Origin of the sequence: Edaphobacter bradus (assembly GCF_025685645.1) — a bacterium.
GTDB lineage: Bacteria > Acidobacteriota > Terriglobia > Terriglobales > Acidobacteriaceae > Edaphobacter > Edaphobacter bradus.
This window is the reverse complement of the sequence record NZ_JAGSYF010000006.1, coordinates 106,153-118,174: the sequence shown is the minus strand read 5'-3', so window position 1 is coordinate 118,174 and position 12,022 is coordinate 106,153. Positions and strand designations below refer to the sequence as shown.

9 protein-coding genes are annotated in these 12,022 nt (G+C 54.2%); 5 read left to right on the top strand and 4 right to left on the bottom strand.

The features are described from left to right. The 4 genes from OHL16_RS19105 to OHL16_RS19090 form a co-directional block, all read right to left on the bottom strand. On the bottom strand, positions 1-282 hold a 282-nt coding region (locus tag OHL16_RS19105), incomplete at its 3' end, for a nuclear transport factor 2 family protein (RefSeq protein ID WP_263368802.1). A 785-nt stretch (positions 283-1,067) separates the two neighbouring features. Beyond that, positions 1,068-2,363, bottom strand: coding sequence for a TolC family protein (locus tag OHL16_RS19100; protein ID WP_263368801.1), 1,296 nt, complete (start codon positions 2,361-2,363; stop codon positions 1,068-1,070). A 138-nt stretch (positions 2,364-2,501) separates the two neighbouring features. After that, the gene (locus OHL16_RS19095) at positions 2,502-5,639 is read right to left on the bottom strand and encodes an efflux RND transporter permease subunit (RefSeq protein ID WP_263368800.1); all 3,138 of its coding nucleotides are present in this window, start codon (positions 5,637-5,639) and stop codon (positions 2,502-2,504) included. Further along, on the bottom strand, positions 5,636-6,607 hold the full coding sequence (locus tag OHL16_RS19090) for an efflux RND transporter periplasmic adaptor subunit (RefSeq protein WP_263368799.1): 972 nt from the start codon (positions 6,605-6,607) through the stop codon (positions 5,636-5,638). Before OHL16_RS19090 ends, OHL16_RS19095 begins: the two co-directional genes overlap by 4 nt. A 448-nt stretch (positions 6,608-7,055) precedes the next feature. Here OHL16_RS19090 and OHL16_RS19085 point away from each other — a divergent pair, with 448 nt between their 5' ends. The 5 genes from OHL16_RS19085 (at position 7,056) to OHL16_RS19065 (ending at position 12,014) form a co-directional block, all read left to right on the top strand. Continuing rightward, positions 7,056-8,450, top strand: a complete 1,395-nt coding sequence (locus tag OHL16_RS19085) for an ATP-binding protein (protein ID WP_263368798.1) — start codon at positions 7,056-7,058, stop codon at positions 8,448-8,450. After that, entirely contained in the window at positions 8,440-9,105 is a 666-nt protein-coding gene (locus OHL16_RS19080; RefSeq protein WP_263368797.1) for a response regulator, read from the top strand. Before OHL16_RS19085 ends, OHL16_RS19080 begins: the two co-directional genes overlap by 11 nt. Positions 9,106-10,306: 1,201 nt before the next feature. Beyond that, positions 10,307-10,882 carry a transcription termination/antitermination protein NusG gene (gene nusG, locus OHL16_RS19075; RefSeq protein ID WP_263368796.1) on the top strand — a complete coding sequence of 192 codons (576 nt, stop codon included), beginning with the start codon at positions 10,307-10,309 and terminating at the stop codon, positions 10,880-10,882. Then, the gene (locus tag OHL16_RS19070) at positions 10,873-11,610 is read left to right on the top strand and encodes a Wzz/FepE/Etk N-terminal domain-containing protein (protein WP_317891100.1); all 738 of its coding nucleotides are present in this window, start codon (positions 10,873-10,875) and stop codon (positions 11,608-11,610) included. The genes nusG and OHL16_RS19070 overlap by 10 nt, the downstream gene beginning before the upstream one ends. Before the next feature lie 29 nt (positions 11,611-11,639). Next, positions 11,640-12,014 (top strand): hypothetical protein, encoded by a 375-nt coding sequence (locus tag OHL16_RS19065; protein WP_263368794.1) that lies wholly within the window; start codon positions 11,640-11,642, stop codon positions 12,012-12,014. Positions 12,015-12,022: the final 8 nt, after the last annotated feature.

Genomic DNA, 12,022 nt, shown 5'->3' with positions numbered 1-12,022 from the left:
CCCTTGCAGAAAGTCACCCTGCGGCGTCACGAAGGTTCCATCTTCGGCGAAGATAGACGCTCGGAGTTCGGCATTCTTCTGAAGGAAAGCGTTAGCAAAGGCATCTCCGAGCCCGCGAACGGCTGCTTCGTCTCGAGCCGGGGCGGCATTCGCCGTGGCGGTCGCACCGATGACGAGCGTGCATGCGAGAAACGCCAAGCCGAGACGCTGCATCGGGCCTCGGAGCGCTGACTTGGGCTTCTGGGGCGCTGAATCGTTGGTGTGAATCTTATGTTCGTACATGTTATCTCCCGTAGTGAGTTGAACCATTTCACGGACCGCTGTCCGATGATTCAACTTACCAGTGAGCGAACAAGCGCAACAATTACTTCGCAGGTAAATACGCGCCGCTCTCCGCATTGACATCACCGACTGTTCGCACGTCATTACGACACAAACCCAAAATGTGGAGGCGTGCGTGCGGGCATTGAAAGTATATGAAATGCTTAATTGCCACACCGTTTGATACAGCTGAGGTGGCAGTTTTCGAGTGAGTAGATTCAAGGAGATGAGAGTGCCATGGGCACCTCATTGAACATCTGTCTAGAGAGCCTAGCCCTGGGCCTGCTTGATCAACCCTCGCTCTTGCAGGGCGCTGCGGTGTGAACCAATGGAAGATTCCAACTCGGAGTGGCTTTCAGGGGAGAGAGCTTACCGTGTCAGATGGGAAACCAAAGCAGAGGACTTTGCCCAGTGGATGGCTTCCCACAAGCCGACTTATCGTTCCTGATTAGTCGAGAAATGCCGCATTGGGCAGCTAGCCGAAATTCGGGAATCTACTTAGGGATGACTTGAGTGGCGGTTGCGAAGCTCAGATGGTGAATTGCCAGCCACGTCGAGCGTAGGAATTCAGAGCGTTTGTTGCTACCGTTCGTGAGTCGCGTACCGCGTCGAGGTAATCGATAAGAGCAATTCCGCCGTGTTCGTGTTCGTAAGCAAATTGAGCCATGTTGAGTCTGCTTCGACTCGTCCAAGTAATGGAGGTTGTACAGGTCAGAGAGACCGAGGGTATCAAAATTAAGATCTGGTTATTGGATCACCTCGCGTCCAACAGCAAGATTTAGCTGGCCTGCAGCTACCAGATACGAGCCGATCAACTGGGCATAGGTCAGCTGTACGACGCGATAGTCGCTTTGAGCGTTTAGAAAGTCCATCAACGAGGCTCCGCCATGTTGATAGGAGAAGGTAATCGTATCCCGGACTCGTGTTGCCTGATCGAGATACTTCTGTTTGTATGGCTTGAGCAATGCGATGTTGCTGCTTACTTGCTCGTAGGAAGAGTCGACATCGCTGAAGACCTGCGCCCGCGCGGCTTCCGTCAACTGGTTGTTGCGGTCGATGTCGATCAGTGTCCGCTTCTTCTCACCCTGATTGCGGTCGAAGATCCGCAACGGTATGGCGAAGCTGAGGCCGAGGGTATTGTCGCCGTAACCTATGTTGTTAAACGACGGATTGTGCGTCCACCATACGCTGTAGGTGGGGTCGGTCGAACCGTTGGCCATCGCCAGCTTATGATTTGTTTTCGATTGCTCGATCGTCTGAATCGCCGCCTGAAGGTCGGGACGTGAGGCGAGGGCGAGCTGGCGGTAATCATCCAATGGCCTGAGCGCATCGGCGAAATCAAACGGACCATCCACGTTGAACTGATCCATGGGGGTGCGGTCGTTGAGCAGTTGCAGCAGTTGAATCTTTGCTGTGCGCAGATTGACAATGGCTGTCTGTATCTCCGACTCGTACTGCACCCGCAACAGCTCGATTCGATCGAAGTCAACCTGCGCAATATCGCCGGCACTCAGACGGTTTCTGCTGATATCGATGATCTTGTCGTAGTAGTCCAAGTTGGCCTTTGCCAAATCCAGCACAGCCTTGGCCTGAAGCGTCTGCACAAAGGCGCTACGCAGCGTGAAGATCATGGTCCGGTCCAGGTCTTCATGCAGCGACCGACCTATGCGCGTCCCTTCCACCGCGCTCTCCAAACGAAGCTCCCGCTTGTGCTGGCGTTCGTGGAGATAGCTGAAAGTGCTTTGCTCCTGAGTGCTAACGACAGGCGTGTAAGGTCCTTTGTGTGGGGGGAACTGAGTTCCATCCACGGCAAGGTTGAACTGCGGGTTGGGACGAAGATAGGCGGTAATCTCCTGAGCTTTGAGTTCGTCGACCCCGAGCGCATCCGCCTTCAACGCCGGATTCGCGGCTTCGAACCGGGCCTTCACCTGATCCCAGGTCAGCGGCTGCTGTGCTTGTCCATAGTGGTTCGCGCAGCACAGTAGCAGCAGAGTGAACCACCATCTTTGCCCGGGCAAGCGATAATGCGCGTGTGTTGTCATAGTTGCAAGAATCCTCCCACGAACTCGCGCGCCTTCACTCGCTTGCAGGCGATGTCGAGTGTGCGTTTGTATTCGGCGGTTGTCGTCGGCGACATCGTCATTTTCCAATCGATCGATCGAACAGGCTTTCGTTGTACGTCAATTCGCGAACTCGAGATCTGGTTGAGGAAGAACGTCGTCGGGCCGCGCAATCCACACATAAAGCGTAGGCAGCAGAAATACGTTGATAGCGAGAGCTCCTATAAGTCCGCCTACAATGACGATTGCGAAAGGACGTTGCGAATCGGACCCGATACCGTGTGAGGTTGCCGCCGGCAACAATCCCAGTGTTGCCACCAGCATCGTCATCATGATGGGCCTCAACCGCAGCACGGCGCCTTCTACCGCGGCGTTTTCGATAGCGTTTCCCTGCACTCGAAGCTGGTTGATGTACTCAAGCATGATGACACCGGTCTGAACGGAGACGCCGAAGAGTGCAAGGAATCCAACGCCCGAGGAAACGCTGAAGTGAGTATGACTGAAGAGCATGGCCAGCAGTCCGCCAATAGGCGCCATCGCGACATTGACCAGGATGAGGCAAGCCCACTTTCCAGAGCGGAACATGGTGTAGAGGATCACGAAGATAATAATGAGCGTGAGCGGCAGTACGATCATCAGCCGCTTCTGCGAGCGTTGTTGACTTGCGTATTCACCAGCCCAGTCGAGGTGATATCCCGAAGGCAGCTTGACTGCCTTATTGACCTTGGCAATGGCTTCTTCCACCGTGCTGCCAAGGTCTCGGCCACGCACACTGTATTTGATTGCAACATATCGTTGTCCGCCTTCGCGATAGATTTCGGCAGCGCCATCCCGAGTGGCTACCTTTGTCAGTTGTCCAAGCGAGACGCGCTCACCCGAGGGAGAAAGTAGGCGGATATTGTCAATCGCCTCCGTGGTTCCGCGATATGGCTCCTGATACCTTGCGGTCAGGTCGTAGTGAGCTTCTCCCTGCAACACCTGACTTACAGCATTGCCGCCGACCGCAGTCTGAATCGCGTCCTGCACATCGGAGACATTGATGCCCCAGCGTGCCGCGGCCTGGCGGTCGACCGTGAAGTTAAGATTAGGTTGTCCAATCACGCGGAACAGTCCTAGGTCCTGGACTCCCTTCACCGTACCCATGATGCCGACGATCTGGTCCCCGAGTGCTTCGAGTGTCTTAAGGTCGTCGCCGTATACTTTGACAGCTAGCTCTCCTTTGACTCCGCTCACCGCCTCTTCAACGTTGTCGGAGATGGGCTGGGAGAAGTTCCAGATGACCCCGGGCATCTTTTCCAACTCGCGATTCATCGCCGCCGTGAGCTCATCCTTGTCCTTGTGGAAGACCGGACGCCACTCCTCCTTCGGCTTCAAGTCAACGAAGTACTCTGTGTTGAAGAATCCAGTCGTGTCTGTGCCGTCGTCAGGCCGGCCTACCTGGCTTGCAACCTGGGTCACCTCCGGAAAGGACGCGAGGATGACGCGGGCCTTATTCATGGTGGCGACTCCGTCCGTCGGCCCTTCACTGGGAGCAAGCGTGCCGCGCACCCAGATCGCGCCTTCATCCAGATGCGGGAGGAACTCAGAACCGAGCACTCCGCTGAAAAGAAGGAAGGCTGAGAGGGCAAGAACTCCGACGGCAAAGCTGAATGTTGCAAACCGATGTGAGATCGCCCAGCCTGCGGCGACACGATAATGTTTGGTAAGCCAGCCCATAAAGGGGTTGTGCCACTCTGTTGCCCCTTTGCGAAAGAAGAAGCTGGAAAGCACAGGAGCAAGCAGCATCGAGAACAGCAGCGCTCCCAGCAGGGCAAAGGCAACGGTCCAGGCCATCGGCTTGAAGAGCCGGCCCTCGACGGCCTGCAAGGTAAAGATGGGCAGGTACGCAGCGATGATGATTCCAATTGCGTAGAAGACGGGCCTTTGAACTTCGTGCGTGGCTTCGCGAATTCGCTCCAGCGTCGTGCGCCCCGTTGGATTAGGACGATTAAGATGGCGCACGATATTTTCCACGATGACGACTGCGCCGTCGACGACCATGCCAAAATCAAGAGCGCCTAGGGAGAGCAGATTTGCGGGAATATGCCGTAGATCGAGGCAGATCGAGGCAAACAAAAGTGCGAAAGGGATCGTCAGCGAGACGATCAGCGCGCCTCGCACATTGCCAAGAAAGAAGAACAGCACGATTACGACAAGGATGATCCCTTCCGACAGGTTATGGAGGACCGTGTGTGTCGTGTAGTGAACCAGATCGCTACGGTCGAGATAAGGAGCAACCCTGACTCCCTTCGGCAGAATCCGATCATTCAGTTCCTTGATCTTTTCGTGAACGGCTTCGAGAGTTGGATCTTCATCCGCACCCTTTTGTAGCAAAACAATGCCATCGACCGTGTCGGTATCGTCGATGATCTTGCCGTCGGAGCGATGCAGGGCATAACCCATCTGACCGAGACGGATCTGGTGCCCCTGAACCACAGTTGCGACATCTCGAATGCGAATGGGCGTGCCATTCTGCGCACGGATGACGATGTTCTCAATGTCGTAAAGATTTCTGACTAGGCCTACTTCGCGGACATTGATCTGCTGCTGGCCCTGCTCAATGAAGCTGCCGCCCGCATTGATATTGTTATTTGCAAGCGCTTGTTCTATCTGTCCAATGCTTAACCCATAAGAGACCAGCTTCTCTGGATCGACATTGACCTGATAATTTTTCGTCATACCCCCGAAGCTTGAAACGTCGACTACACCAGGAACGGACTTAAATTGCTTCTCAATCGTCCAATCTTCCAACGATTTAAGTTCCGTATTCCCGTAAACCGGGTTGGTGCTAGTCAGCCGGAAGAACATGATTTGCCCCACCGGGCTAAAGTCAGTTCCAATCTGCGGCTGTAGCCCGGCGGGGAGTGTGACCTGTGAAAGACGCTCAAGAACTTTTTCTCGATTCCAATCGTTGATCGAATCATCATCGAAGATCAACGTGAGGCTCGACAGGCCAGCGAGAGTAGTCGAGCGCAGATGAACAAGGTGAGGGATACCCGCCATCTGGATCTCAATCGGAACAGTGACCTGTTGCTCAACTTCTTCAGCGGCTCGGCCTGGCCACTGCGTAATCACCTGGACATAGTTATTGGCAACGTCCGGATACGCTTCAACCGGAAGGTTGTGAAAAGAAATAATACCCCAGCCAAAGAGCAATATAGCTGCTCCAAGCACCAGCCATCGATTGTTAAGCGCAAAATCAACCAGGCCAGCAATCATCGCTGAGCCACCGAATTCTGCACCGATAGTGCCTGTGCGACAACCTGTTGGCCGGGCTGCAAACCCGCCAGGATCTCCTGTTGCCCGTTTGGCAACGTCATTCCTGTCCGGACTTGAATACGACGGAACTGGTTGTCGCCCGCCGGAGCAAATACCCAATCGCGATCCTGCAGGTGAAGTATGGCGGTGGCCGGTAGAGACGCATGCATCTCCGGACGCTGCCCATAGAGCACGACGGACGCGAACATGCCGATTCGCATCAGCATGCTGGGGTTCTCAACTTGAATCCTTACTTTTGCGGTGCGTATGCTAGGGTCAAGAACAGCGCCGATATCCGAGACAGTTCCCTTGAGTGTGCGGCCAGGATATGCATTGAGGTGGATTTCAGCTGATTGACCCAGCCGGAGAGTTGCAAGATCGTTCTCGTAGACGTCGCAGATAACCCAGACATGAGACAGATCAGCGATGGTAAACGCAGTCGAGGAACCTGAAAGGCTGACTCCAGCCGCACTTGCATCCGTTACGTTCTGCGAAATAATGACGCCCGTCGCCGGAGAGTAGATCTTTACAGCAGCGGAGGGATTTGTCTTATCGACGCCGAGAACACGCAACTGCTGTTCTGCGGCAACGAGATCCGTTTTGGCGTCGAGCTCGCTGTTCTCAACGATATCAAGCTGAGACTTGGAAAGTGCTCCTCTGTCGTAGAGAAGCTTGGCTCGCTCGAGCTGGGTGTTAGCCAGCCGCTCGTCGTTTGATGCCTTGAGATATTGATCAAACGCGCCTGAGATGTCCGTGCTCTGTACTTCAAGCAGCAATTGCCCCTTGCGAACATAATCGCCAAGCCGGGCATGCACACCGACTACCCGACCATTCGCTAGCGAGACCACCGGAATTGTTCTGGAGATGTCCGCCGCAACGGTGCCGGTCACGTTCAATGCTGAAGTTGAAGCGTGCTCGCCCGCAGTCACAAGAGCAATCTGACCTGCATTGTCAACGCGAAACTGCTGCGGATCGCCTGAGTCTTCAACGACTGCCTTCGGAGGAGCTTCGGCCTCTTCGTTCTTTGCCCCTTTTTTGCACCCAGCAAGCGAAGCTGCGCACACTACGGACAGGATGATTACTCGGATGATGCCATTCTGCATGCAAATGCCTCGGTCTTGAAGAGGCAGCCGAGACAGCGAAGCGGACAATCCAGCCGTCTCTCATCCACGAGGTCTACGCGAAACGGCGGCAGTTCTATACAAATGCCTCCGGCTACATCTCACACTGTTGTCTGAACTTAATCTTAGTTCGGAAGTCGCAAAGAATGTGCAAAGACCGGCTATCGTTCGGCCACCCAACGCACTATCTTTCGATAGTATATCTGCCGGTCATTGATTTGTCGTAGGCTGAAGAGAGACAGGTCACGAATCGCCAATGGCTCTTTCCTTTACCAGTGGCAGCCGCACAACCGCATTGGCGCGAGTTCTACTTCTCGTGGCGGCCATCGCGTTTGTTGATTGGCGCATTAGTGCAAATATTCCTCTCGGAATGTTGTATTTGCTACCTGTTGCCTTAGGCGCTGTTGTATTGACGCGTTTTCAGGTAGTCCTTCTGGGCGCACTGTGCACGGTGCTGGCGGAAACCTTCGATAGCTTCGCATGGACAGGCCTGACTAGTATCCCTAGAGACGCCTTGTATTTCGCCGCCTTCAGCGGCTCTGGGTTGTTTGTCCAGGAAGTCTTCGCAAACAGAAAGAGGACGGCACTTCATCTCGAAGCTCTGGAACGCGAAGTTAGCGCGCGGCGCGATGCCGAGGAGCAACTGCTCGTTCTCGTCGCGAGCAGCCCCATCGCGATTCTCACAATTGATGCTGCTGGGCTGATTCTCTTGGCGAACGATGCCGCTGAAAGAATGTTCGCTATGCAATCAGGAACCCTTGAAGGAAAGTCTCTTGGCGCGTATCTGCCGATTCTCACCAAGGTCCCGGCCTTCCGCGGAGGACAACCGTCTTTCCGAACCGTCATGCAGTGCCGCGGACAGAGGAATGACGGAGAATCCTTTCTCGCCGAGGTCTGGTTTTCCACCTATCTCACCAGCGCCGGAGCTCGCCTTGCGGCCATGGTTGTTGATGCTTCACAAGACCTTCGCGATCGCGAAGAGGCGAACCTGCATCAGCTTCTTTCTGGCTCTCGAATTATTGCAGGTGCGGTATCGCACGAAGTCCGCAATGTCTGCGGTGCAATCGCAGTCGTGCATCAAAACCTCGCCAGGAATGACTCTCTCAAGGAGAACAAAGACTTCGAGGCTTTAGGAACCCTGGTCACTGCTTTGGAAAGAGTCGCGGCCTTGGATCTGAGGCAGGCTGCTGAGCGGCCAGTCAGGCTCAATCTGCAATCTTTTATGGAGGAGCTTCGAATCATCGTCGGATCTCCTCTGCGAGAACGGGAGATAGAGGTTAGCTGGGAGATACAAGCCGATCTGCCGACGGTGTGGGCCGATCGCCAGAGCCTCATGCAAGTCTTTCTCAATCTCACAAGAAATAGCGAAGCCGCACTGGAAGACCAGGCGCTGCGCAAAATTTCGATGAAGTCCTGGGCTCAGGATTCGACTGTCTTTATTGCGGTCGCCGACAACGGACCTGGCGTCAAGGTTCCTGAGCTTCTCTTCCGTCCCTTTCAGACACAATCCGACCGCGTTGGCCTTGGTCTGTATCTATCGAGAGCGCTGTTACGCTCATTCGGCGGCGACCTGCGTTACGAATCTACCGCCGACGGCGCGATGTTTGTCGTTGAGCTTGCAGCCAGCAACGAGGGGACAGATGAAAGCTAACCGCACAATCAGGATTCTGCTAATCGACGACCACACTCTGTTTCGTGAAAGCCTGCGGCGCCTGCTCGAAGCGGTGGATGCTTTCGAGATCGCTGGCGATGTTTCTTCGACTTCTGATGTTCTCAATCAACTTTCGCGTATGCAGGTCGACATGATTCTTTTGGACTTTGATCTGGGAGAGAAGACCGCGCTCGACTTTTTAGCCCAGGTCCACTCACGAAACTTAAAGGTCCACATTTTGCTCGTAACTGCCGGGCTGAATCAGCCGGATATCGTCCGTGTCTTCGAGCTGGGGATCTCCGGAATTTTTTTGAAGCACAGCCCGCCTGAAGACCTGGTGACCGCTATCCATAGGGTGATGAACGGGGAAGCGTGGTTGGACCCTCGCCTCATGGGAAGTATGGTTGCAAACATAACCAGCACCTCCCTACAGAAGGACTCCAGCAGAACACTCAATGATCGCCAAAGAGAGGTCTTGCAGGGGGTCTTTGAAGGATTGAGCAACAAGGAGATTGCGGCAAAATTAGATATCTCGGAACCGTACGTAAAGGCGATCCTTCAGCAGCTCTTCAATAAAACGGGAGTTCGCAGCAGAAGCCAGTTAGTACGGGTAGCGCTCGAAAACCCAACCCTCTACGGAATCGCACGTGGATAGGGCATACAAGCAAGCTCTCTGGGTGACATATAGGAAATCAGAAAGTATACGGCCAAGTGCCCCTCACTGGAGAGTCCGGACTGCACTACGTTGCTGGACACCTGTCGCGCTGCAGTGGCGGTAGTGAGACCTGAGCCGGGTGTCACGCTTACCGGTGCAATGCTGCAAGTTGTTTCTGAGGAAAGCGTTCCACGCGAGAAGGTCACCTCGAGTTGAAGCCGAAGACCGGCGTAACGATGAAGGCGAAGGTCGCGCTTTGCCCTGGCGGTGAAAGGCATCATCCCTATACTTCGCCCACCATCAGGAAGCTAGCACTGGATTCAATGGTCCCGAAGGCATGACTATGGACAGAGGTGGAAATGCTGCTGAGCGGGGATGGCGAAGCTTCGTCCCAGCGGTCGACGTGTTAACGCCGAAACAATTCATAAGTCAAACGAACATTTCTGGTTGTATTACATACGTGCGCGACGTTAGATAATTCTGCACACCACATCGATCCCCTTGCAGGGTTCCGGAGCAAAATCCACCTGCTTCAATGTAAGACAAAGGCTCACTGCTAAGTGAGGATGGCGAAGCTTCATCCGATCCGGTCGACGTGTTAACGCCCAATCAATTCATGAGTCAACCGAACATTTCGGGTTGTATTACATACGTGCTTGACGTTAGATAATTCTGCACCACATCGACCTTCCGTGCAGGGATCGGGGTCAAAATCCGCCCGCTTCGAATATAAGACAAAGACTCACTGCTAAGGGGGATGGCGAAGCTTCATCCGATCCGGTCGACGAGTTAATGCTCAATCAATTAATAAGTCAACGAACATTTCGGCTTGTATTACACATGTGATCGACGTTAGATAATTCTGCACACTACATCGATCTTACTTGCAGGATGCCGGATCGAAATCTGCCCTTCTGGTCGAGGTGGGTATGGCATGCTGCTCGAATGCAAGACAAAGACTCACTGCTAAGTGGGGATGGCGAAGCTCTAGTCTCACCACTTCGGTTAGTCGGAATCGGATTTTCGCAATCGGTCGTTCATTATCTGTTCGCATGGATGCTAGTTTTTGATGGCAAATAGCTAATCAGTTATCGTCTCTTGTTTGAGCCTTGTATTGCAGGGGGGGAGGATATCTTCACCTGGAAGTGAAGCATCGCATCCTGCTGCTCATGGCAGCAGAGGCCAGAAAGTGTAGCTAGCCATGGAAGACCTGCAAGGATTGTCAAAGCATTGGTTCGCATTATTTACTGCTTCAAATAACGAGAAGAAAGTAGAAAAGCATTTGCAGATGAAAGAGATCGAGACATTCCTTCCCTTGTACACGGTCACGAAGAGATGGAAAAATCGGAGAACTGCGAAGGTGGAGCTTCCGCTTTTCGCAGGATATGTCTTCGCGCGGTTTGCGCGAACGGAGAGCTTCAGGGTTCTTGACGTGCCGATGGTGTACTCGATCGTAGGTAATAAACTTGGAGCCCTGCCTCTTCCCGACGCTGAGATAGAAGCGCTGCGGGTCGGTTTGATTCCAGGCCATGTGGAACCCCATCCCTACGTCAAGATAGGTCAGCTTGCGCGAATTCGCACCGGCGCTTTGGCCGGGTGGAAGGGCATTGTTTCACGGGTCGATGGCGGCGTGCGCGTGGTGCTCACCGTTAAGTCAATTAACCAGAGCATTTCGGTTCGCGTAAGTGCCGATGATCTTGATCTCCTCGGGGACAATTCAGCGGATACGGACGCGGTCTCGAGGACGAACCAGGCCAGCAGCTTGGAGTGGGTGTGAATTTTCAGTCCAGGAATAACAAGGAGAATGGGACGACCCCACGTCGTAGAGGTCCTAACCCCGGATCTGCAACTGCAATCCGATCGAAAGATGAGATCACGATCTCTGAACTCTGGCAGATCTTGGCCCGCCGCAGAGTACCATTCTTTATCTGTGTAGCTTTAGGAATTCTCGGTGCCCTCATCGTCTCCGTATCCCTGCCGACGAGGTACGAGGCCGTTGGGCGGCTCACGGTTGACATCGAATCGTCTCAAGGTGCGGGTGTTGAGGCCCTGGCTGAGGCCGCCGGGGTCGCCGACGCCACCATGCTGCAGACACAGGTCAGCATTCTGCAGACCGACTCGCTCGCGTGGGAAGTAATCAAGACTCTGAGACTCGATCAACGGCAGGAGACGGTACCGCAGCCCTTTGTCATCGGCTCCCCGGTCTGCAAGTCGACGACGAACCAGTCGATCGATGAGATCAGTACGGAGTGCCGGCAGATGCTGCTGGATGAGTTTCGTAAGCGCCTGCACGTACAGGCTGTTCCTCGCACCGAGATCATCGAAATCCGTTTCCGCTGCAGGTCTCGAGAACTCGCGACACAGGTTGTTAATACCATGGCGGCACTTTACGTCGAACGCAACTTTCAATCGAAGTACCAATCGGCCATGAAGAGTTCGGGATGGCTTGCTGGCCAACTTGATGCGGTGAAAAAGATGCTGAGGCTGCGCAAGATAAACTGCTGAAATATCAGGCGCGAACCGGCGCCACCGGCATGGATGGGGGAGCCAATCTTCTCCTTACACAACTGTACGGGCTCAACCAGCAGCTGGTCGCCGCACAGAGCGAGCGCATCGTGCAGGAGGCCCTCTATCGCACCGCGCTAAAAGGTGACCCAGAGGCTCTGGTTGACGGCGCGCAGGGGAGCACACTCCAGGTGCTTCACTCGGAAGAAGTCGCACTCCAAAACCAGTACGCGCAACTCGAAGCCAAGTTTGGCGATGCTTATCCCAAAGTCATTCAGGCGAGGGAGCAACTGGCTAAGGCGCAAGAGGCGACAAAATTTGAGCTGGAGCACACCGTCGCCAAACTCAAGAACTTGTATGAAGCCGGAGTGAAGAACGAGCAACTTCTGCGGACCGAAGTCTAACACCAGAA

Bases quoted from the DNA above. Each gene is read 5' to 3' on its own strand.
- OHL16_RS19095 (WP_263368800.1), bottom strand. From the start codon at position 5,639: ATGATTGCTGGCCTGGTTGATTTTGCGCTTAACAATCGATGGCTGGTG.
- nusG (WP_263368796.1), top strand. From the start codon at position 10,307: ATGGAAGACCTGCAAGGATTGTCAAAGCATTGGTTCGCATTATTTACT.
- OHL16_RS19100 (WP_263368801.1), bottom strand. From the start codon at position 2,363: ATGACAACACACGCGCATTATCGCTTGCCCGGGCAAAGATGGTGGTTC.
- OHL16_RS19080 (WP_263368797.1), top strand. From the start codon at position 8,440: ATGAAAGCTAACCGCACAATCAGGATTCTGCTAATCGACGACCACACT.
- OHL16_RS19065 (WP_263368794.1), top strand. From the start codon at position 11,640: ATGGATGGGGGAGCCAATCTTCTCCTTACACAACTGTACGGGCTCAAC.
- OHL16_RS19085 (WP_263368798.1), top strand. From the start codon at position 7,056: ATGGCTCTTTCCTTTACCAGTGGCAGCCGCACAACCGCATTGGCGCGA.